This is a genomic window from Mesorhizobium quangtriensis (assembly GCF_040081925.1).
Lineage (GTDB): Bacteria > Pseudomonadota > Alphaproteobacteria > Rhizobiales > Rhizobiaceae > Mesorhizobium_K > Mesorhizobium_K quangtriensis.
Map to the genome: position 1 here is coordinate 591,782 of NZ_JBEBMF010000001.1, position 25,716 is coordinate 617,497.

Sequence of the window (25,716 nt, forward strand, 5' to 3'; positions counted from 1 at the left end):
GATGAAGGCAGACATAGGGTCTGGCAGGAACATTGGCAATTCGGAAGCGAAACGATGCGTCGCCCTGCGACATGGAAGGCATTGGCTGTGTTGACGGCGACGTGGCCGCTGGCCCAGCCGGCAATGGCCGGCTGGCGTGAGGATATCGGAACGTTCAGGGTGGGCATCGTGGCAGAGCCGGGTGCGGGAAACGCGATCCCAGGACTGACGGAGCTCAACGAGGCCTTCGGCGAGGCGCTCGGCATGAAGGTCGAGTTCTTCGTTGCTCGGAGCTATCCGGCGCTGATCGACGCGCAGGTGTCCGGCCGGATCGACTATGCCGTCTACAGCGCCTCAGCCTATGCGGCTGCGTCCCTGCGCTGCGAATGCATCGAACCGCTCGTCGCCCCGACAGGCGAGGACGGTTCGACGGGCATTCGGTCAGTGCTTATCGTCCTGGACGGGAAGATCAGCACCACGGACGATCTGACCGGACGCAAAATAGCCCTGTTGCCGCCTGACAGCGTAGCGGGTCATCAGGTGCCGCTCGCAATGTTTCGGCCGGGCGGCAGGTCGCTTAGCGGTACCGAGGACTTTCTGCTGCAGGCCGGATCGGCGGAGGCTGCCGAAACTTTGCTGATTGACGGCGCGGCGGACGCGATCTTCGGCTGGATCACCGCCATGCCTCCCAATGCGCCGGACGCAACACCAAGCGGCGGAACCATCGCCCGGCTGGAGGCCGCGGGAATAGATCGCTCGAGGCTGACTGTCGTCTGGCAGTCGGACACTCTCCGCTACGGCCCGCACGCCGTCTCGATCGCGCTCGATCCCGACCCAAAGGGCAGGCTGACGGAGTTCCTGACCAGGATGAAGCTCGCCGACCCGGAGATGTACGAAAGGCTGGAGGCCTATCGCCTGGGCGGCTTCACACCCGCCGCGGCATCGGACTACGCGCTTGCGCTGGAGGTGGCACGGTCGATGGCTGCACCGGCCTCAGATGCTCAGTAGCAGTCCGTGCAGGGGATCGTCATGCTCATGCGAGGACGCAGGTAGTAGGTCTCCGTCATGGGGATATTGTCGAACGCAGACATGAGCCCCAGTGTTTCCTTGGCAGACGCCGCCCAGGTTATGACTGGCCGATAGTCCAGCTTTCCCTCCACGCGGATCAGGAAGCTTCCCTTGATCCTCAGCGCGGGTGGAATGGTGACCGGCGTCCCTTTGGCAGAACCGGCCAGGAATGAGCCGTTGACCAGCTTTCGCGCCCATACGACCTGGACCTTGGGTGTCGTTTCGTCGGTCACCTCGATGGCGGTTATTTCGATGTCGGGCGCGCTGCGATTGTAAGGTTGCAGCGTCGATTCGCCGAGGCGCATGATTCCCTCGAGTTCGCTCTTTGACATCTGCTGCTGCTGCGTCACGAGATCCCCGACCATGCTGCCGACGCGACCGACCTTCTTGTTGGCCTCGATGGCTTGCGCCACCTCCATCGTGACGAAGTACAGCATCAGCAGGAGCGGAACGACGAGCGCGAACTCCAGCGCCGCGACGCCCCTGCCGTCGCGAGCGAACAGCCTGACCCGCGCAAGAAAGGATGCCCTGCCCGATACGAACATTTCCTGTCCTTCCTGACGTCCCGCGCTTTTCGCCATCAGTCGTCGAACGGTTCGTTCTGCCACGTCACCGTGGCGAACAGCAGCGTCTTGCCGCCCTTGAGGTTGGAAATCATCTTCGCCATGAAATCGGTAATGACCGGCCACTTGTAGAATACGCGGATCATGTTCTTCGACATGGAGAGACCGGGCTTCACCGCGAATTCGCTGGTGTCGAGGTCCCTGTCGGCCGTCAGCTTTATCCTCACCGCCGACGCTGCCGCGAAGGTCGGGAATTCGCGCAGGTCGACCTCGAGTCCGGGGCAATCCTTTGCGACGAGAATTTCCAGCCTGTCGCAGATCTTCTCCTTCAGCGATTCCGTGCTGATGGCGGCGGGCTTCAACTGGCCGGTGCGGATTTCGCGTGCGACGTCGTCTGTGATGTTTGCTAGGAGTTGCTGGCCGGCAAAAGAGATGCAGCTCTCCAGGATCGCGAAGACAAGCATCGCGAAGGGAATCGACAGCAGCGTGAATTCGATGGCGACGCTGCCCTGCCGATTACGGCCGAAGCGCCTGAAAAAGCCCCCACTACGCGTTGGTCCTGCGTTGCCGCATGGCGTGCTCATCTTAAGCCCCGACTACAATTCCGTATCGGCTGACCATAAGCCATGCGGGTTGAAGGCGCGTTTTGTTGTCGCCGTTAATCTTAACGAGCGTATTAAGCTGTCGTTAACTCTGGTCTTCGGCGAATACGGCGCGCCTTAGTTGCCGCTCATCTCGCTTTCCGAGGTGCGCTCCGCTTCGGACTTGAAAGAGCCTTCGCAGAACGGCGTGCAGGACATGGTCTGGATTTCCGCACGGCGATAGATGCGGACCGTGGAGGCGGTGGAACGGCTGACCGTAATCTGCTCGTCGATGATCGGGCCGCCCTCAGCGTCGAGAACGACGAGGTTGGTCACCCCAAAACCCTTGCCGGTGAGAACAATCGTGGACGCGTCCTGGACAGAAGCGTCGGCGATCTCGGGATTGCCGACGATGATGGTATCGGCCTCGCGGGAGAGCTTGATCACCTTTGCCTGGTTCATGGTGATGTCGATACCCGTTTCGGCGGATGCGGGCATAGCCGACGCAACAAGAAGCGCGAGCCCCACTGACAGACCAAGCTTCGCCATGACGAACACCCCCGACGCGATTTAGGTTCAACGGATCATGAAGGAGATTGGTGAACCAAGCGTTAAGCGATCTGAGCCATGATCGGGAGAGGCCGTCGAATTCGATCGTCTGCGCCACCGATCTCCAGCATTATTGTATATAGGGCACGGCTCGATCCTGGTTGTGCTGGATGTTTCGCTGTTGTTAACCAAGGTTACGATCGAAACCGGAAACGTTTCGGTAAGGCTGTTTCTTAAGCCGTTTGAAAGAGCTCCTCCGTACAGTGTGCTCATCCGATCAACCGGTCACAGAAGTTGACGGAAGTGCTGTAACACGGAGTAGGAGCTCTACCATGTCGAAGCTTTTTGCACGTTTTGTGAAGGACGAGTCCGGCGCAACCGCTATCGAGTACGGCCTGATCGCCGCCCTCATCGCTCTGGCCATCATGGCTGGCGCTGGCGCCGTCGGCAACCAGATCGGTGCGCAGTTCAACACGATTGCTGACGAACTGAAGTAATCGCTTACCGGCTAGCCGGTTGGAAAAAGGCCGCCGGAAACGGCGGCCTTTTTTGTATCCGGGAATCTTGAACTCTGCCTTCACGAGCGATTAAGGGCGCCCGCGTAAGGTTCTGAGCCTGGGTATCGCTATGGTGGCAGTCATGCAGGGAGCCCTTCATGCTTGAAGCGCTGATCTTCGTCGTCTTTCCGTTCTGCATGGTCTTCGCTGCGCTTTCCGACATGCTGTCGATGACGATCGCGAACCGGGTTTCGCTGCTTCTTGTCGCGGTCTTCGCAATCGTGGCGCCGCTAACCGGAATGGATTGGGTCGCCTTTGGCTGGCACTTCGCCGCCGGCGCTCTGGTGCTCGCAGTCACATTCAGCCTTTTTGCGCTCGGCGGAATGGGCGGCGGCGACGCCAAGCTGATGTCGGCCACCGCGGTATGGATGGGCCTCAATTTCCATCTTCTGGAATACCTTGTCATTTCTTCATTCATAGGCGGCGCCCTTACGGTCGCGCTGCTCGGTTATCGCAATTCCGCGCTCGCGCTTTACACTGGCCAGAATATGTTCCTGCGCCATCTGGCCAACAGCAAGGGAGGTGTGCCTTATGGCATCGCGCTCGGGCTCGGGGGGCTCATCGTTTATCCGAGCACCCCTCTGATGGTGTGGGCGCTAGGCCGCCTTGCCGGCCAGTAAGGCTGGCGCCCGACGGTCGTGTAAACTTTAAATTAATCACGATCGTAAGCAATCCATTAACTCTAATTTGACGATTTCCGCCGCATTGTCCGGCCTGGCTTGAGGGTTTGCCAGGTAACGAGGTTGGACAAATGGCAGCATCCCGTTTGATTATTCTTGGGGTGGCGGTGGCGGCGGCGGGTGGTGCCGGCTACGTCGCAAAGAACATGATGGCTCCTCCTCCTCCCAAGGTCATCGTGGAGGACAAGGGACCGGCGATCGATCTTAGTGACGTCCTGGTGTTGAGTGCGGATGTGCCCATGGGTGCCGCTCTGCAATCCTCCCTGGAATGGCAGGCCTGGCCTTCCGATGGACTGAACGAAAACTTCATTACCCGGACCGCCGACCCGGAAGCGCTCGAAAAGTACAAGGGATCGATCGCCCGCGTGGCGATGTATTCCGGCGAGCCGCTGCGCAAATCGAAGCTTGTCGGTGAGGGCCAGAGCTTCATGTCGTCCATCCTGCCGACGGGGCGCCGCGCAGTAGCGACCCAGATCGCGGCCGACACCTCGGCCGGCGGCTTTATTCTTCCAAACGACTATGTCGACGTCATCATGACGCGACGCTCCGACACCGCGACCGCCACGGCCGGTTTCGTCACCGAAACCATCTTGGAGAACATCCGCGTGCTCGCCATCGACCAGGCGATCCAGGAGGACGAAGAGGGGCGTCGCGTCAAGGTCGGCCAGACCGCGACGCTCGAACTTACGCCGCAGCAGGCTGAGATCATCACGGTCGCCCAGCAGATGGCCGACCGGCTGACCCTGGCGCTGCGCGCCGTCGTGGATGCGCAGGAAGAGGCGACCAAGGAAGCCGATTACCTCGTTTCCGGCAACGGCCGCCGCGGTACCATCAGGATGATAAGAGCCGGCGCGGTTACCGAAGAGGGAGCAAGGAAATGAGCGTGACTGAAGCCTTGCGTAAGCCAGCCGGTACAAAATCCGCCTTCGGTGTGGTTGCGGCATTGGCGCTGCTGCTTGCCGGCGGCGGCCTGCCAGCCGGCTATGCTCACGCCGGTGGCCAGCTCAACGGCAGTGGGAACCAGGCCGGCGTGGGATCGGCTGTCGCCACGCAGAACGTGAGGCTCGGCCTCAACAAGTCTGTGGTGATCGACCTTCCGGCCGATGCCTACGACATCCTGGTCGCCAATCCCGCTGTCGCCGACGCAGTTACGCGTACGGCGCGCCGCATCTATCTCTTCGGCAAGGCGGTCGGCCAGACCAACATCTTCGTCTTCGGCGCCGGCGGCGAGCAAATCGTCAACCTCGACCTGCAGATCGAACGTGACACCGCTGGTGTCGAGGAAAGCATCAGGCGCTTCATCCCGACTTCCGACGTGAAGGTCGAGCTCATCAACGACAACGTCGTCCTGACCGGGACGGTCGATACGCCGCTCGACTCGGCGCGCGCCGCCCAGATCGCCTACATGCTGGTGCGCGGCGGCGAAGCAACCACCGGCCAGTACTCGCAGACGGCTGCTGCCAGCAGCGATGGCGGCGGCGTAGACATCAACAATCCGGACTCCTCGCGCCAGCTCAGCGGCATCGTCAACCTGATCGAGATCATCGGCGAAGACCAGGTAATGCTGAAAGTGACGGTGGCTGAGGTCAGCCGAAACGTCATGAAGCAGCTTGGCGTAAACCTCATTGCCGGCGGAAGCAGCAACGGTATCTCGTGGGGCGCGATCAGCGAGGCTGCGTACGGTTTGGGCAAACCCCTTTCAGCATCGGGCGTGGGGCTGGCGACATCGACGGTTGACGCCTACTTCAACGCCATGGAACAGGCGGGCGTGATGAAGACGCTGGCCGAGCCGACGCTCACCGCGGTATCCGGCGAACAGGCGACGTTCCGGGTCGGGGGGGAATTCAACCTCGTGACCGGCCGGAGCAGCGCTGTTTCGGACGACAATCAGACCGGTCAGGTCACCTACGACGTCGAAAAACTCGAATATGGCATCGGCCTGGAGTTCAAGCCGGTCGTCCTGTCTGCCGGGCGCATCAGTCTGAAGATACGCACGTCGGTGTCCGAGCCGACCAACGAAGGAATGGTGACGCTCGAGGGCGGTCCTGCCTGTAAAAACAGCCTGACCTGTCTTTTGGGTATGCCCGATCCCCGCAACAACCTGCCTGGCATGACTGCCTTGTCGATCCGCAAGCGTCTGGCCGACACGACTGTCGAACTTCCATCGGGCGGATCGATGATGATCGCCGGTCTCGTCCGCGATGACATCCGCCAGGTGATGAACGGGTTGCCGGGTCTGTCGAAGCTGCCGGTTCTCGGCACGCTGTTCCGCAGCCGTGACTTCATCCGCAACGAGACCGAACTGGTCATCATCGTGACGCCCTATATCGCCCGGCCGACGGCGCGCAACCAGCTCGCAAAGCCGGATGACAATTTCAATGCCCCAAGCGACGGCGCCGGCATGTTCCTCGGCCGCGTCAACCGCGTCTACGGCACAATGAAGACTGATCTTCCCGACGGCCGCTATCATGGCGTCGTCGGCTACATCTACAAGTGAGGGTTGCGGGGATGTCTGACACAATGTTCAGGACCAAGCCGATCGGGACGCCGGCCATGATGCGTCTCGTGCTTGCCGTCGCTGCGGTCTCGCTCATGTCGGGATGCGCCATGCAGAAGCGCGACTCGGTGGTCGTCGGGGCTATCCCGGACGATTATCGGACCAATCATCCGATCATCATCGCGGAAAAGGAAGAGAAGCTCGACCTTCCCGTCGCAGCCAGCGACAGGGGAGCGACGGCCTCGCAGCGCGCCACGCTCGAAGGCTTCCTGTCGAGCTACGACCGGTCCGCCGCGCCGACGCTGAACATCATCAAGCCATCGGGCTCCGCCAACGCAGTCGCCGCCGGCGATGCCGCGAAGGATTTTGCCCGCATAGCCAAGAACAGCGGCGTTCCCGCAAGCCGCATCATGTTCTCCTCCTACCAGGCCAGTCCGGAAGAAGTCTCGGCGCCGGTGCGCATCTCCTATGTCGGCATGGACGCGCAGACGGGCAAATGCGGCAGGTGGCCGGAAGATGTGCTGAACACCAGCGACAACAAGCACTACGCCAACTTCGGCTGTTCCTATCAGAACAACCTGGCGGCACAGGTCGCCAATCCGACCGATCTGCTCGGTCCGCGCAAGCAGACCCCGATCGATGCTGAGAACCGCGGTCGCGTGATCCGTGATTATCAGACCGGCGATTCAAGCTTCAACGAAAACGTCGGTTACTAAGCCGAACGAACTTGGGGTAAGGGCAACATGACCAATCTGGCTTACGACAGCCCCGCCGGCAGCGAAAAAGAGCCGGAAGTGGCCGCCATGCAGGCCCTGCGGCCTGTCCCGCGCATTTCCATACAGGCGTTTTGCGAGACGGAAGGCGTCGCCCAGCCGATCGAGCGTGCCAGCGAGGACCGCCGCATGGCCAAGGCGCATCTGAAGATACACATGGGCGGTGCGGCCACCGCGGTCGAACTCTACAAGTCCGCGCCGACGCCTAACCTGATTATCCTGGAGTCGCGCAAGGAGCCGCGCGAGATGCTCCAGTCGTTGAACCAACTGGCCGAATATTGCGACCCGAGCACCAAGGTGGTGGTCGTCGGCCACTACAACGATGTCGGCCTTTACCGCGAACTGATCCGTTCCGGCGTGTCCGAATATGTCGTGGCGCCGATCTCGATGGCGGACGTCGTCAGCGTCATCTCGACAATCTTCGTCGATCCTGATGCCGAGCCGATCGGCCGGGCGGTCGCCTTCATCGGCGCCAAGGGCGGCGTCGGCTCCTCGACCATCGCGCACAACATCGCGTGGACGATGTCGGATCTCTTCAAATCCGACGTTGTCGTTGCGGATCTCGACCTTGCCTTCGGCACCGCCAACATCAATTTCGACCAGGACCCTGCGCAAGGCATCGCCGAGGCCGTATTCTCGCCGGAGCGCATCGACGAGGTCTATCTCGACCGACTGCTGGCGCAGTGCTCCGATCATCTGTCGCTGCTGGCCGCGCCTTCGACCCTGGAGCGTGTGTACGATTTCGACCAGGACGCCTTCACCCAGATCATCGACACCGCGCAGCGCAGCGCGCCGATGCTTGTCCTCGACGTGCCGCATGTATGGACCGCCTGGTCCAAGATGACGCTTTCCAAGGCGGATGACGTGGTCATCACCGCGACGCCCGAACTGGCCAACCTGCGCAATACCAAGAACATCGTCGATATGCTGAAGCGCTTGCGGCCTAACGATCCGCCGCCGAAGCTCATCATCAACCAGGCCGGTGTGCCCAAGCGTCCCGAGATCAAGGCGGAAGACTTCACCGAGCCGCTCGATATCACGCCCATGGCAGTCATCCCGTTCGAGCCGCTGTTGTTCGGTAACGCGTCCAACAATGGCCGCATGCTGGGCGAGATGGATGCTGCGCATCCGGTAGTCGGCGCCTTCAATGAGATCGCGCACGTCCTGACCGGGCGAAGCGAGATGAAGACCAAGAAGAAGGCCGGATTGGCTGGGCTAGGCGGCCTGCTTGGCAAACTCAAGTCGAAGAAGAAGTCGTAGTCCGACGGAGTGGTAGGGGCACATGTTCGGTAAACGAGGTAACGACGATGGATCGCGGGCGACGCACGAGTTCCGCGCGCCGGCGCAGACGGTAGCACCGGAGCGGGTAGCGCCCGAGCCTCCGCGCACCCCGGCGTCTGCCCCCGCCCAAGCTGCGCCGGCCGCACCGGCCGCGCGCCGCTCGGTGGAGGCTCCGCCGATGGCGGCCGAGCCGCCGCGCAGGATGCAGCGCGAGCGCAGCGAGACCTACTACGACACCAAGAGCCAGGTCTTCTCCGCGCTGATCGACACGATCGACCTGTCGCAGCTCGCCAAGCTCGATCCCGACAGCGCGCGCGAGGAAATTCGCGACATCGTCAACGACATCATCGCGATCAAGAATTTTGCAATGTCGATCGCCGAGCAGGAAGAACTGCTCGAGGATATCTGCAACGACGTTCTGGGTTACGGCCCGCTCGAGCCGCTGCTTGCCCGCGACGACATCGCCGACATCATGGTGAACGGCTCGCGCAACGTCTACATCGAAGTGAACGGCAAGGTCGAGCAGACGGGCGTTCGCTTCCGCGACAACCAGCAGCTCCTCAACATCTGCCAGCGCATCGTCAGCCAGGTCGGCCGCCGCGTCGATGAATCGAGCCCGATATGCGACGCGCGCCTGCCCGACGGCTCCCGAGTCAACGTGATCGCGCCGCCGCTCGCCATCGACGGCACCGCGCTCACCATCCGTAAGTTCAAGAAGGACAAGCTGACGCTCGACCAACTCGTCAAGTTCGGGGCCATCTCGCCGGCGGGTGCCGAAGTGCTCAAGATCATCGGCCGCGTCCGCTGCAACATCATCATCTCGGGCGGTACCGGTTCGGGCAAGACGACCTTGCTCAACTGTCTGACCAACTATGTCGACCGCGAGGAGCGCGTCATCACCTGCGAGGACTCCGCTGAACTGCAGCTACAGCAGCCGCATGTGGTGCGCCTGGAAACCCGTCCGCCCAACCTCGAGGGTGAGGGCGAGGTCACCATGCGCGATCTCGTGAAGAACTGCCTGCGTATGCGTCCCGAGCGGATCATCGTCGGCGAAGTGCGCGGACCTGAGGTGTTCGACCTCCTGCAGGCGATGAACACGGGTCACGACGGTTCGATGGGCACCATCCACTCCAACAGCCCGCGCGAATGCCTGAACCGTATGGAATCCATGATCGCGATGGGCGGCTACACGCTGCCGCAGAAGACGGTGCGCGAGATCATCGTTGGTTCCGTTGACGTGATCATCCAGGCCGCCCGTCTGCGCGATGGTTCGCGCCGCATCACACACATCACCGAGGTGATCGGCATGGAAGGCGACGTGATCATCACGCAGGACCTCGTCCTCTACAACATCAAGGGCGAAGACGCCGGCGGAAAACTGCTCGGCGAGCATGTCTCGACGGGTGTCGGCCGGCCTCACTTCTGGGACCGCGCGCGCTACTTCGGCGAGGAGCAGCGCCTGGCCGTTGCCCTGGAGTCCATGGAGAAGCGGGCGAGCTGATGCCCAGGCGAAGAGGACGCTGACCCCTGATGTTCGGCATCGACACCACGGTACTGGCTTTCATCGCGCTCGCCGGCTTCAGCGCCGGCGCGGTGGCCTATGCGTTCCTCTTCAACAGCATCGCTGAGGAGAAGACCACCGAACGCCGCCTCGACACCATCAAGAAGGCCGAGACGGACAGGTCCGTCGTGAAGGCCAATCGAGACCGCGTCGCGGAGGCAGCAAAGCGCAGGAAAACAGTCTCGGATTCTCTGAAGGAACTGGATGCCAAGCAACTGGCTGCGGACAAGAACATCAAGAAGCCGCCGCTAAGAATCCAGCTCAAGCAGGCAGGCCTGCATATCTCCGTGGAGCGTTTGTACATTTATTCTGTCGTCTGCGGCGTCGTTCTGACGATGGTCGCCTACTTCCTTGGCGCGCCGCTGCTCATACTGCCGGGCGCCTTCGCCGCCGGCGCCTTCGGTCTACCGCGCTGGGTCGTGGGCTTTCTGCGCGCGCGACGGGTCAAGAGGTTTCTCAACGAATTTCCGAACGCGCTCGACATCATCGTGCGCGCGGTCAAGTCAGGCCTGCCGCTCAATGACGGCATCAGGCTGATCGCATCTGAGGCGCCGGAGCCGGTCAAGTCCGAGTTCCGACGTATCGTGGAATCCCAGCAACTCGGCATGTCCATACCCGAAGCCACGCTGCGCATGCCCGAAACCATGCCGTGCCCCGAAGCAGGCTTCTTCGGCATCGTCATCCAGATTCAGAGTCAGGCCGGCGGCAATTTGTCCGAGGCGCTCGGCAACCTGTCGCGCGTGCTGCGCGACCGAAAGAAGATGAAGGCCAAGGTGCAGGCGCTTTCGATGGAAGCCAAGGCCTCGGCCGCCATCATCGGCGCGCTGCCGTTTATCGTGGCATTTCTCGTCTACCTCTCCAGCCCGAACTACATCATGCCGCTTTTCACCACGAGCACGGGCCACCTGATCCTGGGTGTCTCCGGGATCTGGATGTCGATCGGCATCTTCGTGATGCGCAAGATGATGAATTTCGAAGTTTAAGGTGTCGACCGCATGACCGCTCAAGTCGTCAAGGCTCTGACAGACCCGGCATTCCTGATCGCCATGCTGGTGGGAATAGCGGTCTTTGCGACCTTCTTCACGTTGATGCCGTCGCTGTCCGGCAACGTCTTGAAGTCGCGCATGAAGTCGGTCGCGCTCGAGCGCGACGAGTTGCGCATGAAGCAGCGTGCGCGGCTCGCTGCGGAGGCCGACCGTCGCAGGAAGGGCCTGCGCGAAGAGCAGTCACACGGCATGCGCGCTATCGTCGACCGGCTGGATCTGAGACGCCTGCTCGCCGACGAAAGCACGGTCGCGAAGCTGAAAGTGGCGGGCTTCCGCGGCCAGAACCCGCTGACCCGTTTCCTCTTCTTCCGCTTGGTTCTGCCCTTCGTCTTCTTCGCGGCAACGGCGGCCTATGTTTTCCTGCTCGGCGGGTTGCCCGAGCAGCCCCCGATGATCAAGGGCTTCGTCTGCATCGTCGGCGCCTATGCGGGCTTCTACGCGCCGGTTGTCTACGTCAACAACAAGGCGAGCAAGCGCAAGCAGTCGATTCAGATGGCATGGCCGGACGCGCTCGACCTGATGCTGATCTGCGTGGAATCGGGCATGTCGATCGAGGCGGCGATCCGCAAGGTGGCCGACGAGATCGGCGGCCAATCGATCGGCCTTGCCGAGGAACTCATCCTCACCAACGCGGAACTGTCCTATCTGCCGGAGCGCAAACAGGCCTATGAGAATCTCGCTGCGCGTACCGGACTGGAATCGGTGAAGTCCGTTGGTCAGGCGCTCATTCAGGCTGAACGCTACGGTACGCCCATCGCGCACGCGTTGCGCGTGCTTGCCAACGAAAGCCGCGACATGCGCATGAACGAGGCCGAGAAGAAGGCGGCCGCGCTGCCGCCGAAGCTCACCGTGCCGATGATCCTGTTCTTCCTGCCGGTGCTTTTCGCCATCATCCTGGGGCCGGCCGGCATTCAGGTCAGCGCGCGTGGCGGCTTCTTCGGTACAGGCGAGAAAGTCGACCACCAGTAGGCCGCTGGCCGAGTCGCCTGCGCAACCCCTGCCCGAGGTTGGATTTCGAGGGATAGTCCCGATTGACTATCCCTGAAAATTTGCTTCCTTTGTAGCGTCTCGGCCAATCGGAAGAGACGAACATGAATCAAACTTTCCTTGCACCTGACAGACGCCTCATGACCTGCGATCCGTCACCAAGAGCATAGTCGGCCTGCTCTACGGGATTGCGCTGGACCGTGGGTTGGTCCCGGACCCCGCCGCTCCGCTTCTGTTGCAACTCCCGGAATATGCCCGCGGTCTGCGGACGCCGAACGCCACGGCCTGACGATCTCGCACGCCCTGACCATGACCCTTGGCATGGAATGGGATGAGGAGCGACCCTACACCGATCCGCAAAACGCGAGATAGCGATGGAAAACGCGCAGGTATGCCATTCAAAGAAAGTAGAACGCTCTAGTTGGTCGCCTTCTTCTTTTTCTTGTCTTCGTCCTTGAGCTGGCTCCAGGCGTTCTGCTGCGCCAGCATGCTCCTGAGATAGGCGACGTTCGCCTTGGCCTGGTCGGGCGACAGCTCGTGGCTAGCGATCTGCTCGGCTTCCTCGAAGCGGCCCTGCAGGCCGACGACGAGCGCGAGGTTCTGCCGCACGCGGCTGTCGGCGGAGCGCTGCTGCGCTGCCGAGCGCATGTAGGTCTCGGCGGTCTTCAGGTCACCTTCCAGCACATAGGACATGCCGAGGTTCGACAGGATCGTCGGGTCGTTCGGCTTGATGTCGAGCGCCTTGCGATAGGTTGCGCGCGCCTCGTTCGACTTGCCCATCTGGTCGAGGATAGCTCCCTCGGCCGAAAACAGTTTCCAGTCCGGATATTCAGGTGTCTGGGCGCGGCGCACGGCGTCGAGCGCCGGCTCCAGGTCGCCCGCGCTGGCGAGCGCCTTGCCGTAGGCGGCCAGCACCTCCCTGTCCTTGGGGTTCTCGATGGCGAGCTTGCGCATGACGGCCAGAGCCTGGTCCGTGCTGCCGTTCATTTGCAGAGCCTGCGCGTATTTGAGCGCGGTTGCCTTGTCGGTTGGCTTGGCGGCGTATGCCTTGCCGAGCGAGCCGCTGGCGTTGGCGAGTTCGCCGGCCGACATCTCCTCGACCGCCTTGCCCGACGATTTCGAAATGGACCCGGTCGTCATCTTGCTGGTGCCGCATCCGGCCAGGCTCATCGCGATGGCGATGGCGGCGGTCGCCCGGAGCAGGTTCTTTCCCGTTGCGTTCATCGAGCGGCTGGTCAACATCTGTCCCGGATCTCCCAATCTGTTCGCTCGGGCCCACTGGGCCAAGCGCCGGACCTGAAAAGCAATATTCCGTTAACCCTAACGGATGGTTAATTACGGAAGCCGACAACGCGGCGAGCAAGGATTTGAAGCATGCCTGTTGAACTGATCGACAAGAAATCGCGGTCCTCGCGCCCCATTCATCTGGTGAGTAAAAACGGGCTGTCGGATGTGGGATTGGACGCGACTGCGATTGCCTGGGCCAAGGCGTCGGGCTTCAACGGCGAGGCCGGCAAGACGCTGCTGCTGCCCGATCCGCGCGGCGCGGTCGTCGGCGCGCTTTTCGGCGTCGGAGTTGCCAAGGACCATGCCGTGCTCAGCGCCGGCGCGCTGGCAAAGGCACTTCCAGGAGGCGACTGGCATTTAGCCACGACACCGGAAAAGCCACAGCTCGCAGCGCTTGGCGTCCTGCTTGGTGGCTATGTCTTCACGCGCTACGGAAAGAAGCCGGGCCGCGACCTCAGGCTGGCTGCTCCAGCCGGGACCGACGTCGATCGGCTGCGGCGGACGGCCGACGCGATCTCTCTGACGCGCGATCTCGTCAACACGCCGACCTCCGACATGGGGCCGGAACAGCTCGAACAGGCGGCAAGGGCGCTGGCGGGCCGGTTCAAGGCGAAGATCTCCGTCGTGAAAGGCGACGATCTGCTGGCGAAGAATTTTCCGATGATCCACGCCGTCGGCCGCGCGTCGCCCGATGCGCCCCGCCTAATCGATCTCACCTGGGGTCCGAAGTCTGCACCGAAGGTGACACTGGTTGGAAAGGGCGTCTGCTTCGATACTGGCGGCCTCGACATCAAGCCCGCCGCCAGCATGCTGACCATGAAGAAGGACATGGGCGGCGCGGCCAATGTGCTGGGCCTCGCCTCCATGATCATGGCGTCGGGCCTGAAGGTCAGGCTCCGCGTGCTCATTCCGGCGGTCGAGAACGCGATCGCCGGCAATGCCTTCCGGCCGGGCGACGTGCTCACCAGCCGAAAGGGACTGACCGTCGAGATCGGCAACACCGATGCCGAGGGTCGGCTGGTACTGGCCGACGCGCTGGCGCTGGCCGACGAGGAAGCGCCGGACCTTATCATCGACATGGCGACGCTGACAGGAGCCGCCCGTGTCGCGCTTGGTCCTGACCTGCCGCCCTTCTACACCGACGACGAAGCACTGGCCTCGGCCGTTTCTGCTGCTGCGGCTGAAGAGGAAGACCCGCTTTGGCGCATGCCGCTCTGGCGTCCCTATGACGCGAAGCTCTCTTCCAAGGTGGCCGACATGAACAACGTTACCACCGACGGTTTCGCCGGCTCGGTGACGGCGGCGCTGTTCCTGCGTCGCTTCGTCGACAAGGCGAAAAGCTGGGTGCATTTCGATATCTTCGCCTGGAATCCCTCTGACAGGCCTTGGGGACCGACAGGCGGCGAGGCGCAGGGCATCCGCGCGCTGGAACGGATCATTTCGGACCGATATCGTTCGTCAGGAAAATGAAACGCATACGAAACGATTGTCGCGTAACCTCGCGCCATGATCGTTTTGCGCCCCCTGCAGGCTTTGCGTCTGTGGCAGCAGGTTTCGCTGTCCGAGGTGCGCGATGACGCACCGGACCTGACCGTCCGCCAGATGGCGATCCTGCTGACCATCTATCTCGACCAGCCGCCGCATACGGTGCGCGGACTGGCCGCGAGGCTCAACGTGACCAAGCCCGTCATCACCCGTGCGCTCGACACGATGGGTGCGATGAAGCTCGTCTCGCGTCACCGCGACGAGAAGGACAAGCGCAACGTCCTGATCCGTCGCACGGTCGAGGGCGCGCTCTATGTCGAGCGGTTTGGCGATGCTATCATCGCCAAGGCACAGGAGCTTCCGCTTTGACGGCATATGACAGGAGATTGCACGCCTTCCGGCCCGACCTCGCCGATGTCAGGCTGGAGGGCGCGGTCGAGGCCGCACGGTTCGTACCCGGCCAGCCGGCGCGGGTCGTAGCCCACGTTGCCGACGTGCTGCGGGAACCGCGCGTCGGAGCCGGACTCGACACCCAGCTCCTCTATGGCGACGACGTGGAAGTCTTTGACGAAACGGGCGGCTGGGCATGGGTGCAGTCTGCGCGCGACGGCTATGTCGGCTATGTCCCCTCACCGTCGCTAGGCAAGCGTTCGGAAGCCGCCACGCATCTGGTCAACGTGCCGCGCACCTTTCTTTACCCAGCCCCCGACCTGAAACTGCCGCGGCGCGGCGAACTCTCGCTCGGTTCGGCCGTTGTGGTCACGGACTTCGCCGAAACGCGCGGCACACGCTATGCGCTGCTGTCAACGGGCGAGGCTGTCATCGCCGCCCACCTGCGTCCCGTTGGCGAACACGCGTCCGACTATGTCGCCGTCGCCGAGACTCTCCTGATGACGCCCTATCTCTGGGGCGGAGCGACCGCTTTCGGCATCGATTGCTCTGGGCTGGTGCAACTGGCCATGCGCATGACCGGCCGCGACGTGCTGCGCGATTCCGACATGCAGGCCGCCGGTCTCGGCGAACCCATCGAACCCGGCACGGATCATTCTGGCCTGCGCCGTGGCGACCTCGTCTTCTGGAAGGGCCATGTCGCGATCATGACCGACGAGCGCACCATGATCCACGCCAACGGCCACACGATGATGGTCTCGCGCGAGGGATTGGCTGAAGCGGTCGACCGCATCGGCTATCTCTACGGCGGCCCGACCGGTTACCGCCGCCCCTGACGCAAGCTACCGTAGCGCGTTCACGATCTCCGCATCGGGAAAGCAGGTCGGCGCGATACCATGCTTCGCCTGCCAGTCGCCGATCGAACGACGCGTCTTGAAGCCGGGCAGGCCGTCTGCGCCGCCGACGTCGTAGCCGGCCTTTTCCAGTCCGCGCTGCATGGCGGCGACATCCGAACGGTAGAGCCCGCCGACCTTGCCCCATTTGCCGGCAAACTGTTTGTCTCCTCCCGCGATGCGGTCGGCGCCGTGGCCGATGAACAGCGCGTATAGGTCGCTTTCGTTATATTCCTTCAGCACGTAGAAATTCGGCGTCACGATGAAGGCAGGCCCGCTGCGCCCGGCCGGCATCAGCAGGAAACCATCAGCCTTCAGCTCGTTTTGCGGGAACGGCTTGCCGCTGACTCTCTCGACGCCGAGCGACGCCCATTCGGAAATCTTCTTGCCCTGGTCCGGTCCTTCCAGCGAACAGGAAATGCCATCTGGAACGGTGACCTCGAAACCCCAGTCGCGGCCTTTCACCCATCCGTAGTGGACGAGGTAGTTGGCGATGGACGCCAGGGTGTCCGGCGTCGAGTTCCAGATGTCGGCGACGCCGTCACCGTCGAAATCCACGGCATGGTCGAGGAATGACGTCGGCAGGAATTGCGGCTGCCCCAGCGCGCCGGCCCAGGACGACTTCATTGCGCCGCGCGACACCTTGCCCTGCTCGACCATCACAAGAGCGGCGATGACCTCCTTGCGGAACATGTCCTTGCGCGTGGCGAGGAACGCCTTCGTTCCCAGCACCTCGAACGCATCGTAGGGAATCTTCGCCGCGCCGAAGCCGGACTCTCGACCCCAGATCGCCAGCACCACGCCGACCGGAACGCCATACTGCTTCTCGATCGCCGCAAGCGTCTTCGCATGGCGCCCGGCCCGCGAACGGCCGCCCGAAGCCACCGCGCCGATTGTCTTCTCGGCGAAATAGTTGCCCGGCGAACCGAACTCCGCCTGATGCTGCTTCTTCGGCGTTTCCGCCTTCTGACCGGGCAGCACGAGGTCGGGCAGCTTGCGGTTGGGCGAGACGCCGGCAAACGCCGCGTCGAATGTCTTCTTCGACACGCCCTTGGCCTTGGCCTCTGGCCAAAGGTCGTTGGCCAGCCACGCGCGGAACTGCGCGTCGATGTTTTGGGCGGAAGCCGGGGATGCACCGATGAGCAACAGAAGGAAAGCGAGAATGGCGAAGGCCGATCTCCCCCCTTGTGGGGGAGATGTCCGGCAGGACAGAGGGGGGCAACGTGGAGAACTGGTCATCGCGATCTTCTCCACACAAACCGTGTCAAAAAGCTGTCCGCGACTTCAGCGCTGCCGATAGCGTCCCCTCGTCGAGATAATCGAGTTCGCCCCCGACAGGAACGCCGTGCGCCAAACGAGTCACCTTCACCCCGAAGCCGGCAAGCTGGTCGGTCAGGTAATGCGCCGTCGTCTGGCCCTCGACGGTCGCATTGACCGCCAGGATGATCTCCTTCACCGCGCCCCCCGACACCCTGTCGATCAGGCTGCGGATGTTGAGCTGGTCGGGACCGATCCCGTCGAGTGGCGACAGCGTGCCGCCCAGCACGTGGAAAAGCGCGTTCATCGAGCCTGCCCGCTCCAGCGCCCACAGATCGGAGACATCTTCCACCACGATGATGGTCCCGGCATCGCGTCGCGCATCCGTGCAGATCATGCAGGGGTCGCTGGTGTCGACATTGCTGCAGACCGAACAGATTCGGACCTTGTCGAGTGCCTCCCCCATCGCGGACGCCAGCGGCGCGAGAAGCTGGTCCTTCTTCTTGATGAGGTGCAGCGCGGCACGCCGTGCCGAGCGCGGCCCAAGCCCCGGCACCTTCGCCAGAAGCTGGATCAGACGCTCGATTTCGGGGCCAGCGATTCGTTTGGAGGACATCGGCTAGATATAGGGAGTAGTGAGTAGAGAATAGTGAGTAGGAAGCGGGCAGCTGAATACGAGGCGTCAGCGCCTTTTTTCACGACTCACTATCTCACCATTCCCTAACCCCTCAAAACGGCAGCTTCATGCCCGGCGGGATCGGCAGGCCGGCGGTCAGTTCGCGCGTCTTCTCCTGCACGGTCGCGTCGACCTTGGCCTTGGCGTCGTTGTGCGCGGCCAGTAGCAAATCCTCTAGAATCTCGACTTCCTCTTCCTTGAAGAGCGACGGATCGATCTTAAGCGACTTCATCTCGCCCTTGCCGGTCAGCGTGACGCTGACCAGCCCGCCACCCGCAACGCCGGTGGCCTCAAGCGTAGAAATGTCTTCCTGCATGGCCTGGAACTTGGCCTGCATCTCCTTCGCCTTGCCCATCAGGCCGAGAAGATCCTTCATACTTGCCTCCGTCAGATATCTGTTTCGTCGTCATCCACGCCCAGATCGGGCAGCGGGTCGGTCTCTGTCTGTGGTTCGTCGGCCGGCGCGTCCGGAATGCTTATGTTGACGATCCTCGCGCCGGGAAACCGCGACAGGATCGCAGCGACTGCGGGATCGTTCTTGGCGTCGAGGATGGCGTCGTTCTTCTTCGCGGCTTCCGCCTCGGCCAGCGTCGGCCCGCCATCCTCGCGCGACACGGACACCAGCCAGCGCCGCCCGGTCCATTTTTCCAGGCGGTTGCTGAGGTCGTTGGCTATGGTCCTTGGCGCGTCCTGTGTCAGGCTCACCGAGAGCTTGCCCGGCTCTATGCCGACAAGCCGGACACAGGCCTTGAACTGCGTCTTGAACAGCATGTCGCGATTTGCATCGGCAAGCGCCGCGATATCCTCAAGCGACCTCACCGGAACTGCCGGTGCAGCTTCCGCAACCGGCAGCGGCGGCGCCACATAGTCCACCGGCGCGCTCTCGACCAGCCGCATCGTCTGGCCGCCCGACGTCACTGGCGCGCGGGCGACGGAGACGGCATTCGTCACGCCATTGCTCGGCGAGGGGGCAGGGCCGGAGGGCCGGCCTGGCAAGCCACCGCCTTGAGGCGCATTGCCAAGCGACTTCAGCGCCTCGTCCAGCGTCGGCAGTTCCGCCGCGTGCGCGATGCGGATCAGCACCATTTCGGCAGCACTTGCCGGACGGTTGGAGGACTGCACCTCCGGAATGCCCTTGAGCAGCATCTGCCAGGTGCGCGACAGCACGCGCACCGAAAGACCGGTGGAGAACTGCGCGCCGCGCCGCCGTTCTTCTTCCGACAGCGACACGTCGCTTGCCGCCGACGGCACGAAGCGCAGGCGCGTCACCAGATGATTGAACTCGGCAAGGTCGGTCAGCACGGCTGCCGGGTCCGCGCCGACGTCGTATTGTGCGCGAAACTCGGTCAGCGCGGCAGCCGTATCGCCCTTCATCAAATGCTCGAACAGATCGACGACGCGCCCGCGATCGGCGAGCCCCAGCATCGAGCGGACCTGTTCGGCCGTGACGGTGCCCGCACCATGCGCGATCGCCTGGTCGAAGATCGAGAGCGCGTCGCGCACCGAACCTTCCGCCGCGCGGGCGACCATCGCCACCGCCTCGTCCTCGACCGAAATGCCTTCCAGTCCTGCGATACGGTTCAGATGCTCCGTCAGCATGCCTGCATCGACACGCCGGAGGTCAAAGCGCTGGCAGCGCGACAGCACGGTGATCGGCACCTTGCGGATTTCGGTGGTGGCGAAGATGAACTTCACATGCGGCGGCGGTTCCTCCAGCGTCTTCAGCAGGCCGTTGAAGGCCTGCGTCGAGAGCATGTGGACCTCGTCGATAATGTAGACCTTGTAGCGGGCCGAGACCGGCGCATAGCGCACCTGCTCGATGATCTCGCGGATATCGTCGATACCGGTGTGCGACGCAGCGTCCATCTCGATCACATCGACATGGCGGCCTTCCATGATCGCCTTGCAATGCTCGCCGAGTACAGAAAGATCGACCGACGGCTGGTTGATTTCGTCAGTCTTGTAGTTGAGCGCGCGCGCCAGAATGCGCGCTGTGGTCGTCTTGCCGACCCCGCGCACGCCGGTCAGCATCCAGGCTTGGGCAATCCGCCCGGTTGAAAAGGCATTGGTTAGCGTACGGACCATCGGCTCCTGGCCGATAAGGGAAGAAAAATCCGCGGGACGGTATTTGCGCGCGAGAACCCGGTAGCCGCCGGCGGCCTTGCCTTCCAGTTCCTTGCCGGCGTCGCTCATCGGCGCGTTCGAAACTCCCTTGCCGCCTCGGCGGGCGATTCCACACTCCGACTTTCGCCCGCGCGGCTTTGCTGCGTCAATGACGCGGTAGTCCGGCGGGCAGTCGAAGAGAAGGCGGGAGGCTGGAACAATGACCCGTTCCGTGCTCGTTAGGGCTGCTTCCTTCCGGACCTGACCCGGTTGGCGAGTGGCGCGTCCAACACCAACCTCCCGCGACCCATATCGGAAATTTGCACGCCGATTGCAAGAGCGCGAATTGCCTCAACACCTTGACAGAAATTTTAGCTGAAGCCGTTTATCTTAAGCCTCAGTGGTGGCATCGAATGAGCAACCAGCTGTGTATTTAAGATTTGTCAGGCTGAAAACGGTCAAAGGCACCAGATCACGTGCCGGCTTTTTCACGGCAGCCTACGAACTGCAAAGGGCTGTAGAGATCGACGCCAACAGCAGCGCCCGGCTGAACAACATCTTGGTTTGGTTTCAAAAAAACCTGGCGATTCCGACGGACTTCAATAAGTCCAAGTCGAAGGGGGCGTCCCGTCGAACTGATACTAAGGGACTTAGCTGGTTCAAACCAACGGCGGAAATGCATTTGGCAAAGGCCTTTGAGCTGACCGATCTGCTTTCGCAGCACGGGTTTCATATCGAAGTGCTCAAAAGTGCCCGGCCGGGTCACGTGATCTATGAAGATGACATCCAGATTGTCGCCGAGCCCTTTGCGGATACTCCCGGGGGCTAGCCAAACTTGGATACACTCCGCGCTTGCAGGCGTTCCGGCGCCGCTCTAGCTTCGTCCGAAACGAGGGAAACGCCATGTTGCCGGGCCTCAAGGCCGGATTTTCACTGGATGCGCGGCTTGACGCCGACACCGACCCGCTGATGTGGCTCGGGCTGTGCGAACTGCGCATCATGAACGACCGGCGCTGGCCGTGGCTGATCCTCGTTCCGCAGCGCCCGGAAGCCGTGGAAATCCACGACCTAACCCCGCTGGACCAGGCCATGCTGACCTTCGAGACGAACATGGTCGCGCAGGCGCTCAAGAACGTCACCGGCTGCACCAAGATCAACACCGGTGCGCTCGGCAATGTCGTGCGCCAGCTTCATGTGCATGTCATCGCCCGCAACGAGGGGGATGCCGGGTGGCCGGGACCTGTCTGGGGCCACGGCGTACGCGAGCCCTATGACCGGGCGGACCTGCACCGGTTTGCCGAAAGCGTAAAGGCGGCGTTATAAGCGTCCGATTCTCCAGCCAGCCCCGCCAGAGCCGCTCCATGACCTTTCGCCTTTTCGACGCGCCGCAAGCCGAGCCGAGCCAGTTCGTCGGCTTCGCCGGCAATGTCATCGACAGGCAGGCGGAGAAGCGCTCCGACGATTCCGCGAAAACCGCGCTGGCCGATCCTTCGGCGCGACTGCTGTTGATGGGCGGTGGGCGCATCCTGCTGAAATTCAACGGCAATGCCGGTAACGATTCTGGCGCAGCCTGCTATTTTTCCGTGGCGGAGGCGCAGGCCCTTGGTGCGGATGTCGGTAGCGCCGTGCTGCTTGGCGTCGACGGGCAAGGTCCGGTGCTCGCGGTATCCGTCGCCGTGGAAGGCGATGATCTGCCTGAACCCCTAAAAGCCATCGATTATCGTTCCGTCTATATGCAGAATCTGGTCGACGGCTCGGCGCTCGGCGCACTGGCGCAGGGCGCAAGCCTGCTTGCCTGGCACGCCAATCACGGTTTCTGCGGCAAATGCGGTCAGCCGAGCGCAATGCGGATCGGCGGCTATAAAAGAGTGTGCACGGCCTGCGCCACCGAACACTTTCCGCGCACCGACCCCGTCGCCATCATGCTCACCGTTACGAAGGAAAGGTGTCTTCTCGGTCGCGGCAGGCATTTCCCGCCGGGCATGTATTCGGCGCTGGCAGGTTTCATCGAGCCCGGCGAGACGATCGAAAATGCCGTACGCCGTGAGACCTTCGAGGAATCCGGCATCCGGCTCGGACGCGTCGTCTATCACGCCAGCCAGCCCTGGCCGTTCCCCTATTCGCTCATGATCGGCTGTTTCGGCGAGGCGCTGAACGACGACATCACACCCGATACAGTCGAACTCGAGGACTGCCGCTGGTTCGACCGCGCCGAGGTGCTTTCGATGCTCAACAAGACCCACCCGACGCTTTTCACGCCGCCACCCGGCGCGATCGCCCACCATCTCATCCGCGCCTGGGCAGAGAGCGCGTGAGGGATACCACACAAGAATTTTCTTGCGTGGTAAGTGCGAAATAGTTATTGTACCACGCTAGAAAATTTTCGTGTGGCAAATTATGCGGCCGGAAGTCCAACGCCATTCTGCTACGGCGCAAGCCGCATACATTGACCTTGTCTCGCTTCTTCTCGACGAGGCGATAGCAGAGATCAGGGGCTCGCCCACCCCTCGCGAACGAGCCGGTCGGATATACTGGTACGACCGATACCGTATCGGCACCGAAACCCACGAGCGCTATCTCGGCGAGGACTCTCCCGCGTTGCGCGACAGGATCGATCAACATGACGCGCTGAAGTCGCAGCGCGAGTTGCGTCGCCGCGAGCGAGCAAGACTGGTGAGACTGCTTCGCAGCGAACGCTTCCTGGGCATGGACAATGCCACAGGCAGTTTGGTTGGAGCGCTAGCCAAGGCGGGCGTCTTTCGGCTCGGCGGCGTCATGGTTGGTACGAACGCCTTCCGGATGTATGAAGGCGAACTCGCTGTCCATTTGAGATTCGATCAGACGGCGATGACCAACGACATAGACATCGCGAGCTTCGAAAAGCTTTCTCTGGCGCTCGGAGAGACCATTCTGCCTTCCATGGAAGAGATTTTGACGGACTTCGAGTTTTCTCCGGTCACCAGCCTGGATAAGGGAAAAGTTTGGCGGTGGAAGCAGTCGAGGAGCCAGACGCTAGTGGAGTTTCTCACGCCGTCCTTCGACGCAAAAGAAGACTTGCGTGAGCTTGCTGCACTTGGCGTCAGTGCGCAATCCCTGCATTTCCTGAACTACCTCATCGCTGACCCGATCCACGCAGCAGGCGTTTACCGCGACGGCATCCCAGTCCACGTCCCGCGCCCCGAAAAATTCGCGATACACAAACTTATCGTCGCCGACCGACGGCGTGATGGACAAGATGGATTGAGAGCGCGAAAAGACCTGATGCAGGTTGAGTTTCTATTGACCATCCTTGTGGAAGACCGACCGACCGATCTCCTCGTCGCCTACGAAGACGCGCTATCTCGTGGGCCTGCTTGGCGTGAGCGGATAGATCGAAGCCTGGGTCGGTCTCGAAAGTCGGCCGAATTGCTTGAATCCCTCAAATGATGTCTTCGAAAAGGCAACGTCCATGATCCGTCACACCGTCGCCTTTCGCCTGAAGCATCCGCGCGGCTCCGCGGACGAAAAAGCCTTTCTCGATGCGGGCAAGGCGCTGGCTGACATACCGGGGGTGGAGAAGTTCGAGCGGCTGAACCAGGTCAGCCCGAAGAACGACTTCCATTTCGGCTACTCGATGGAGTTTGCCGACCAGAAGGCCTACGACGCCTACAACGACCATCCCCTCCACGTCGCTTATGTACGCGACCGCTGGATTCCCGAAGTGGAAGCGTTTCTGGAGATCGACTACACGCCGCTTGCCTGACCGGGGATCGACGCCGGCATAGAAGCGGTCGTCAGTCGGAAACCTTCCATTCCTCGCGCGACGAACTGCGGGGATAAACGCCGACAATTCGAACTTCCTTGGAGAAGAAGCGAAGTTCGTCAAGCGCGAGCTTGACGTTCGCGTCGTCCGGGTGGCCCTCTATGTCCACGTAGAACAGCGTCGCCGTGAAGGCGCCAAGCTGGTAGCTCTCCAGCTTCGTCATGTTGACTCCGTTGGTGGCGAAGCCGCCCATCGCCTTGTAAAGCGCTGCCGGGACGTTGCGGACGCGGAAGATGAACGTCGTCATCATCTTGGCGTCAGGCGTCGGACGTTCGGCCCATTGCTTGGACTTCGTCAGCACGACGAAGCGCGTGACGTTGGTGTCGGTGTCCTCGACATTCTCTTCCAGGATGTCGAGACCGTAGAGGCTGGCGGCCAGCTTCGGCGCCAGCGCCGCCATCGTCCTGTCCTGCATCTCGGCCACCAGTTTTGCCGCGCCGGCCGTGTCGCCTGCGACCATCGGCTTCCAGCCATTCTTGCGGATGTATTTCCGGCACTGCCCGAGCGCATGGATATGGCTGTGCACGGTCTTGATCTCCTTGCGGGAGACGCCGGGCAGGACCATCAAGTGAAAATGGATCGGCAGGAAATATTCGCCGATGATATGCAGCTTCGATTCGGGCAGCAGGTGGTGAATGTCTGCGACACGGCCGGCTATCGTGTTCTCGATCGGGATCATCGCCAGATCGGCCTTGCCGCTTTCAGCTGCGTTGAACGCATCCTCGAAGGTCGGGCAGGGCAGCGGCTCCATCGAGGGAAACATGTTCCGGCAGGCGGTGTCGGAATTGGCCCCCGGTTCGCCCTGGAACGCTATGCGGTTGGTTCGCTCTGGCGACATGTTTAATCCTGTTATTTCGCAAGCATGGCGCGGGCGCGCTCGAGATCTTCCGGCGTGTCCACGCCGAGCGGAACCGACCGAACGATCTCGGCATCGATTCGCATGCCGGCCTCCAGCGCACGAAGCTGCTCCAGCTTCTCGCGTTGTTCGAGCGGGGAGGGCGCCAGCGCGACGAAGCGCTCCAGCGCGCTGCGGCGATACGCATAGAGTCCGATGTGGTGATAAAGCGGACCCTCGCCCCATGGCGCGGTCGCGCGGGTGAAATAGAGCGCCCTCAGCCGCGTCGCGGAAAGCGCCGAACCGACGAGCTTGACCACGTTCGGATTGGTCTTTTCGTCTTCACGGACGATTTCGACGCAAAGCGTGGCGATGTCGACAGCGTCGTTTTCCAGGGGCCTGATCGCGGCTCGCACGGTGGCCGCCTCGATCGTAGGAAGATCGCCCTGCACATTGACGACGATATCCACAGCCCGGTCCGGGTCGAGCGCGCTCAGCGCCTCATAGATGCGGTCCGACCCGGACTGATGATCGGAACGGGTCATCGCCGTCTCGAAACCGGCGGCACGCACGGCGTCGGCGACCTCGACGCTGTCGGTAGCCACCACGACCCTGCCGAGCCCGCTTTCCTGCGCCCGCGCAGCCACATGCACGATCATCGGCCTGCCGGCGATATCGGCGAGCGGCTTGCCCGGCAGCCTTGTGGAGGCCATGCGGGCGGGGATCAGGACAAGGGTCGACATCTCGATCGGGCGGGTTGAAACTGGACGCGTCAAAAAGTGGCAAAAGGTCTCATGGACGAGGCCCTTATAGGTGTTGCAACGACCAAGCAAAAGCCCTAGTTTCCGCCCAAATCGGCCGGCCCG

General features: G+C 62.3%; 28 protein-coding genes and 1 other RNA gene. 18 read left to right on the top strand and 11 right to left on the bottom strand.

Annotated features, from left to right (window positions below):
- The first annotated feature begins 54 nt into the window (after positions 1 to 54).
- Complete coding sequence (locus ABMA32_RS02945) at positions 55 to 987, top strand: PhnD/SsuA/transferrin family substrate-binding protein (protein ID WP_349012229.1); 933 nt, start codon at positions 55 to 57, stop codon at positions 985 to 987.
- Here ABMA32_RS02945 and ABMA32_RS02950 read toward each other — a convergent pair.
- From ABMA32_RS02950 to ABMA32_RS02960, 3 genes are all read right to left on the bottom strand, one after another.
- Entirely contained in the window at positions 981 to 1,628 is a 648-nt protein-coding gene (locus ABMA32_RS02950; RefSeq protein WP_349012230.1) for a TadE/TadG family type IV pilus assembly protein, read from the bottom strand. The two genes, ABMA32_RS02945 and ABMA32_RS02950, sit on opposite strands and share 7 nt — an antisense overlap.
- A complete protein-coding gene (locus ABMA32_RS02955; protein WP_349012231.1) occupies positions 1,628 to 2,194 on the bottom strand; it encodes a TadE/TadG family type IV pilus assembly protein in 567 nt (188 codons plus the stop codon). Before ABMA32_RS02955 ends, ABMA32_RS02950 begins: the two co-directional genes overlap by 1 nt.
- A 135-nt stretch (positions 2,195 to 2,329) precedes the next feature.
- Positions 2,330 to 2,740: a pilus assembly protein N-terminal domain-containing protein gene (locus ABMA32_RS02960; RefSeq protein ID WP_349012232.1), complete on the bottom strand. Its 411-nt coding sequence runs from the start codon at positions 2,738 to 2,740 to the stop codon at positions 2,330 to 2,332.
- A 332-nt stretch (positions 2,741 to 3,072) separates the two neighbouring features.
- Here ABMA32_RS02960 and ABMA32_RS02965 point away from each other — a divergent pair, with 332 nt between their 5' ends.
- From ABMA32_RS02965 to ABMA32_RS03005, 9 genes are all read left to right on the top strand, one after another.
- The gene (locus ABMA32_RS02965) at positions 3,073 to 3,237 is read left to right on the top strand and encodes a Flp family type IVb pilin (protein ID WP_349012233.1); all 165 of its coding nucleotides are present in this window, start codon (positions 3,073 to 3,075) and stop codon (positions 3,235 to 3,237) included.
- Between the two features lie 158 nt (positions 3,238 to 3,395).
- On the top strand, positions 3,396 to 3,917 hold the full coding sequence (locus ABMA32_RS02970; RefSeq protein WP_349012234.1) for an A24 family peptidase: 522 nt from the start codon (positions 3,396 to 3,398) through the stop codon (positions 3,915 to 3,917).
- A 131-nt stretch (positions 3,918 to 4,048) separates the two neighbouring features.
- Entirely contained in the window at positions 4,049 to 4,858 is an 810-nt protein-coding gene (cpaB, locus tag ABMA32_RS02975) for a Flp pilus assembly protein CpaB (RefSeq protein WP_349012235.1), read from the top strand.
- Positions 4,855 to 6,474 (top strand): type II and III secretion system protein family protein, encoded by a 1,620-nt coding sequence (locus tag ABMA32_RS02980; RefSeq protein WP_349012236.1) that lies wholly within the window; start codon positions 4,855 to 4,857, stop codon positions 6,472 to 6,474. The genes cpaB and ABMA32_RS02980 overlap by 4 nt, the downstream gene beginning before the upstream one ends.
- Before the next feature lie 11 nt (positions 6,475 to 6,485).
- On the top strand, positions 6,486 to 7,190 hold the full coding sequence (locus ABMA32_RS02985; RefSeq protein WP_349012237.1) for a CpaD family pilus assembly protein: 705 nt from the start codon (positions 6,486 to 6,488) through the stop codon (positions 7,188 to 7,190).
- Positions 7,191 to 7,217: 27 nt separating this feature from the next.
- A complete protein-coding gene (locus tag ABMA32_RS02990; protein ID WP_349012238.1) occupies positions 7,218 to 8,507 on the top strand; it encodes a CpaE/TadZ family protein in 1,290 nt (429 codons plus the stop codon).
- A 22-nt stretch (positions 8,508 to 8,529) separates the two neighbouring features.
- The gene (locus tag ABMA32_RS02995) at positions 8,530 to 10,029 is read left to right on the top strand and encodes a TadA family conjugal transfer-associated ATPase (protein WP_349012239.1); all 1,500 of its coding nucleotides are present in this window, start codon (positions 8,530 to 8,532) and stop codon (positions 10,027 to 10,029) included.
- Between the two features lie 29 nt (positions 10,030 to 10,058).
- The gene (locus ABMA32_RS03000; protein WP_349012240.1) at positions 10,059 to 11,072 is read left to right on the top strand and encodes a type II secretion system F family protein; all 1,014 of its coding nucleotides are present in this window, start codon (positions 10,059 to 10,061) and stop codon (positions 11,070 to 11,072) included.
- 12 nt (positions 11,073 to 11,084) lie between these two features.
- Positions 11,085 to 12,104 (top strand): type II secretion system F family protein, encoded by a 1,020-nt coding sequence (locus ABMA32_RS03005; RefSeq protein WP_349012241.1) that lies wholly within the window; start codon positions 11,085 to 11,087, stop codon positions 12,102 to 12,104.
- 435 nt (positions 12,105 to 12,539) lie between these two features.
- Here ABMA32_RS03005 and ABMA32_RS03010 read toward each other — a convergent pair whose 3' ends face one another.
- Entirely contained in the window at positions 12,540 to 13,364 is an 825-nt protein-coding gene (locus ABMA32_RS03010) for a tetratricopeptide repeat protein (protein ID WP_349012242.1), read from the bottom strand.
- Between the two features lie 132 nt (positions 13,365 to 13,496).
- Here ABMA32_RS03010 and ABMA32_RS03015 point away from each other — a divergent pair, with 132 nt between their 5' ends.
- The 3 genes from ABMA32_RS03015 to ABMA32_RS03025 are packed head-to-tail and all read left to right on the top strand — an operon-like array spanning position 13,497 to position 16,120.
- Complete coding sequence (locus ABMA32_RS03015) at positions 13,497 to 14,879, top strand: leucyl aminopeptidase family protein (RefSeq protein WP_349012243.1); 1,383 nt, start codon at positions 13,497 to 13,499, stop codon at positions 14,877 to 14,879.
- Between the two features lie 36 nt (positions 14,880 to 14,915).
- On the top strand, positions 14,916 to 15,263 hold the full coding sequence (locus ABMA32_RS03020; protein ID WP_349012244.1) for a MarR family transcriptional regulator: 348 nt from the start codon (positions 14,916 to 14,918) through the stop codon (positions 15,261 to 15,263).
- Entirely contained in the window at positions 15,260 to 16,120 is an 861-nt protein-coding gene (locus ABMA32_RS03025; RefSeq protein ID WP_349012245.1) for a C40 family peptidase, read from the top strand. The genes ABMA32_RS03020 and ABMA32_RS03025 overlap by 4 nt, the downstream gene beginning before the upstream one ends.
- Before the next feature lie 6 nt (positions 16,121 to 16,126).
- On the opposite strand, the gene ABMA32_RS03030 is transcribed toward ABMA32_RS03025, so the two are convergent.
- The 5 genes from ABMA32_RS03030 to ffs all read right to left on the bottom strand — a co-directional run bounded on the left by ABMA32_RS03030 (position 16,127) and on the right by ffs (position 20,514).
- Positions 16,127 to 17,416 carry a lytic murein transglycosylase gene (locus ABMA32_RS03030; protein WP_425475460.1) on the bottom strand — a complete coding sequence of 430 codons (1,290 nt, stop codon included), beginning with the start codon at positions 17,414 to 17,416 and terminating at the stop codon, positions 16,127 to 16,129.
- A gap of 25 nt (positions 17,417 to 17,441) precedes the next feature.
- Entirely contained in the window at positions 17,442 to 18,050 is a 609-nt protein-coding gene (gene recR / locus ABMA32_RS03035; protein ID WP_349012247.1) for a recombination mediator RecR, read from the bottom strand.
- A 112-nt stretch (positions 18,051 to 18,162) separates the two neighbouring features.
- Positions 18,163 to 18,486 carry a YbaB/EbfC family nucleoid-associated protein gene (locus ABMA32_RS03040; RefSeq protein WP_349012248.1) on the bottom strand — a complete coding sequence of 108 codons (324 nt, stop codon included), beginning with the start codon at positions 18,484 to 18,486 and terminating at the stop codon, positions 18,163 to 18,165.
- Positions 18,487 to 18,497: 11 nt separating this feature from the next.
- Complete coding sequence (locus ABMA32_RS03045; protein WP_349012249.1) at positions 18,498 to 20,303, bottom strand: DNA polymerase III subunit gamma/tau; 1,806 nt, start codon at positions 20,301 to 20,303, stop codon at positions 18,498 to 18,500.
- Positions 20,304 to 20,417: 114 nt separating this feature from the next.
- Positions 20,418 to 20,514, bottom strand: an RNA gene (gene ffs / locus ABMA32_RS03050) — signal recognition particle sRNA small type.
- Between the two features lie 102 nt (positions 20,515 to 20,616).
- Here ffs and ABMA32_RS03055 point away from each other — a divergent pair.
- The 5 genes from ABMA32_RS03055 to ABMA32_RS03075 all read left to right on the top strand — a co-directional run bounded on the left by ABMA32_RS03055 (position 20,617) and on the right by ABMA32_RS03075 (position 23,955).
- Positions 20,617 to 21,042, top strand: coding sequence for a hypothetical protein (locus tag ABMA32_RS03055; RefSeq protein WP_349012250.1), 426 nt, complete (start codon positions 20,617 to 20,619; stop codon positions 21,040 to 21,042).
- A gap of 74 nt (positions 21,043 to 21,116) precedes the next feature.
- On the top strand, positions 21,117 to 21,536 hold the full coding sequence (locus ABMA32_RS03060) for an HIT domain-containing protein (RefSeq protein ID WP_349012251.1): 420 nt from the start codon (positions 21,117 to 21,119) through the stop codon (positions 21,534 to 21,536).
- A gap of 38 nt (positions 21,537 to 21,574) precedes the next feature.
- Positions 21,575 to 22,528 carry an NAD(+) diphosphatase gene (nudC, locus tag ABMA32_RS03065; protein WP_349012252.1) on the top strand — a complete coding sequence of 318 codons (954 nt, stop codon included), beginning with the start codon at positions 21,575 to 21,577 and terminating at the stop codon, positions 22,526 to 22,528.
- Positions 22,529 to 22,610: 82 nt separating this feature from the next.
- The gene (locus ABMA32_RS03070) at positions 22,611 to 23,639 is read left to right on the top strand and encodes a nucleotidyltransferase family protein (protein ID WP_349012253.1); all 1,029 of its coding nucleotides are present in this window, start codon (positions 22,611 to 22,613) and stop codon (positions 23,637 to 23,639) included.
- Between the two features lie 22 nt (positions 23,640 to 23,661).
- A complete protein-coding gene (locus ABMA32_RS03075) occupies positions 23,662 to 23,955 on the top strand; it encodes a Dabb family protein (RefSeq protein ID WP_349012254.1) in 294 nt (97 codons plus the stop codon).
- Positions 23,956 to 23,986: 31 nt separating this feature from the next.
- On the opposite strand, the gene ABMA32_RS03080 is transcribed toward ABMA32_RS03075, so the two are convergent.
- A complete protein-coding gene (locus ABMA32_RS03080; RefSeq protein WP_349012255.1) occupies positions 23,987 to 24,853 on the bottom strand; it encodes a prephenate dehydratase in 867 nt (288 codons plus the stop codon).
- Positions 24,854 to 24,864: 11 nt separating this feature from the next.
- On the bottom strand, positions 24,865 to 25,593 hold the full coding sequence (locus ABMA32_RS03085) for a 3-deoxy-manno-octulosonate cytidylyltransferase (RefSeq protein WP_349012257.1): 729 nt from the start codon (positions 25,591 to 25,593) through the stop codon (positions 24,865 to 24,867).
- Positions 25,594 to 25,716 lie beyond the last annotated feature (123 nt).

Bases quoted from the DNA above. Each gene is read 5' to 3' on its own strand.
- ABMA32_RS02945 (WP_349012229.1), top strand. From the start codon at position 55: ATGCGTCGCCCTGCGACATGGAAGGCATTGGCTGTGTTGACGGCGACG.
- ABMA32_RS02950 (WP_349012230.1), bottom strand. From the start codon at position 1,628: ATGGCGAAAAGCGCGGGACGTCAGGAAGGACAGGAAATGTTCGTATCG.
- ABMA32_RS02955 (WP_349012231.1), bottom strand. From the start codon at position 2,194: ATGAGCACGCCATGCGGCAACGCAGGACCAACGCGTAGTGGGGGCTTT.
- ABMA32_RS02960 (WP_349012232.1), bottom strand. From the start codon at position 2,740: ATGGCGAAGCTTGGTCTGTCAGTGGGGCTCGCGCTTCTTGTTGCGTCG.
- ABMA32_RS02965 (WP_349012233.1), top strand. From the start codon at position 3,073: ATGTCGAAGCTTTTTGCACGTTTTGTGAAGGACGAGTCCGGCGCAACC.
- ABMA32_RS02970 (WP_349012234.1), top strand. From the start codon at position 3,396: ATGCTTGAAGCGCTGATCTTCGTCGTCTTTCCGTTCTGCATGGTCTTC.
- cpaB (WP_349012235.1), top strand. From the start codon at position 4,049: ATGGCAGCATCCCGTTTGATTATTCTTGGGGTGGCGGTGGCGGCGGCG.
- ABMA32_RS02980 (WP_349012236.1), top strand. From the start codon at position 4,855: ATGAGCGTGACTGAAGCCTTGCGTAAGCCAGCCGGTACAAAATCCGCC.
- ABMA32_RS02985 (WP_349012237.1), top strand. From the start codon at position 6,486: ATGTCTGACACAATGTTCAGGACCAAGCCGATCGGGACGCCGGCCATG.
- ABMA32_RS02990 (WP_349012238.1), top strand. From the start codon at position 7,218: ATGACCAATCTGGCTTACGACAGCCCCGCCGGCAGCGAAAAAGAGCCG.
- ABMA32_RS02995 (WP_349012239.1), top strand. From the start codon at position 8,530: ATGTTCGGTAAACGAGGTAACGACGATGGATCGCGGGCGACGCACGAG.
- ABMA32_RS03000 (WP_349012240.1), top strand. From the start codon at position 10,059: ATGTTCGGCATCGACACCACGGTACTGGCTTTCATCGCGCTCGCCGGC.
- ABMA32_RS03005 (WP_349012241.1), top strand. From the start codon at position 11,085: ATGACCGCTCAAGTCGTCAAGGCTCTGACAGACCCGGCATTCCTGATC.
- ABMA32_RS03010 (WP_349012242.1), bottom strand. From the start codon at position 13,364: ATGTTGACCAGCCGCTCGATGAACGCAACGGGAAAGAACCTGCTCCGG.
- ABMA32_RS03015 (WP_349012243.1), top strand. From the start codon at position 13,497: ATGCCTGTTGAACTGATCGACAAGAAATCGCGGTCCTCGCGCCCCATT.
- ABMA32_RS03020 (WP_349012244.1), top strand. From the start codon at position 14,916: ATGATCGTTTTGCGCCCCCTGCAGGCTTTGCGTCTGTGGCAGCAGGTT.
- ABMA32_RS03030 (WP_425475460.1), bottom strand. From the start codon at position 17,416: ATGACCAGTTCTCCACGTTGCCCCCCTCTGTCCTGCCGGACATCTCCC.
- recR (WP_349012247.1), bottom strand. From the start codon at position 18,050: ATGTCCTCCAAACGAATCGCTGGCCCCGAAATCGAGCGTCTGATCCAG.
- ABMA32_RS03040 (WP_349012248.1), bottom strand. From the start codon at position 18,486: ATGAAGGATCTTCTCGGCCTGATGGGCAAGGCGAAGGAGATGCAGGCC.
- ABMA32_RS03045 (WP_349012249.1), bottom strand. From the start codon at position 20,303: ATGAGCGACGCCGGCAAGGAACTGGAAGGCAAGGCCGCCGGCGGCTAC.
- ABMA32_RS03060 (WP_349012251.1), top strand. From the start codon at position 21,117: ATGTTGCCGGGCCTCAAGGCCGGATTTTCACTGGATGCGCGGCTTGAC.
- nudC (WP_349012252.1), top strand. From the start codon at position 21,575: ATGACCTTTCGCCTTTTCGACGCGCCGCAAGCCGAGCCGAGCCAGTTC.
- ABMA32_RS03070 (WP_349012253.1), top strand. From the start codon at position 22,611: ATGCGGCCGGAAGTCCAACGCCATTCTGCTACGGCGCAAGCCGCATAC.
- ABMA32_RS03075 (WP_349012254.1), top strand. From the start codon at position 23,662: ATGATCCGTCACACCGTCGCCTTTCGCCTGAAGCATCCGCGCGGCTCC.
- ABMA32_RS03080 (WP_349012255.1), bottom strand. From the start codon at position 24,853: ATGTCGCCAGAGCGAACCAACCGCATAGCGTTCCAGGGCGAACCGGGG.
- ABMA32_RS03085 (WP_349012257.1), bottom strand. From the start codon at position 25,593: ATGTCGACCCTTGTCCTGATCCCCGCCCGCATGGCCTCCACAAGGCTG.